Annotated in this window: 1 protein-coding gene; it reads right to left on the bottom strand. The window is 60.5% G+C overall.

Annotation, left to right across the window (positions count from 1 at the left end; all coding sequences use genetic code 11):
• Positions 1–218: 218 nt before the first annotated feature.
• On the bottom strand, positions 219–577 hold a 359-nt coding region (locus V8352_RS21920), incomplete at its 5' end, for an amidase family protein (protein ID WP_336426350.1).

Genomic DNA, 577 nt, shown 5'->3' with positions numbered 1-577 from the left:
GTCGCTCTGACAGCCCTCATGCGAAAGCTCATCGAACTGGCCAACGCACTCGTCCGACAAGACCGAGAATGGACGCCAAAAACAGCTTGATCAAGACGGATACTCTAAAGCGTTTCGCCTTCAACCTGAGGCATCAGCAAAAGGCGAAACGGGTGCAACGCCTATATGTGGCTCTGCGTTTCGCGAAACTCTGTGACTCAGGTTTTTCGCGAAACGCTTTAGCCCATGATCGGGTCGATCGGCGCCAGCGGCCCGCCCATCGCCATTTCGACGAACCGCGCCGCTGCCAGCAGCCCGGCCTCGCCACGCGGCTTGCCGATCAGTTGAAGGCCGACTGGCATGCCCCGCGGGCCAATGCCAACGGGCACCGACATGGCGGGCAGCCCTGCCGTCGTGGCCAGAAAGTTGAACCGTAACCAGTCCATGTAGCCCGAAAGGGTCTGACCGCCGACTTTGCGCACCCATTCCTCGGATTGCGGATGCGGCATGTTGCCGACCACGGGCAGGGCCAGCACGTCGAAATCGGTGAAGAAATCCAGCATCGCGTTGAAGATCATGGTGCGGCCTACCTGCGCCT

The sequence above is a fragment of the Roseovarius sp. D0-M9 genome (genome assembly GCF_037083805.1).
Taxonomy (GTDB): domain Bacteria; phylum Pseudomonadota; class Alphaproteobacteria; order Rhodobacterales; family Rhodobacteraceae; genus Roseovarius.
This window is presented reverse-complemented; position numbering and strand designations above follow the sequence as displayed.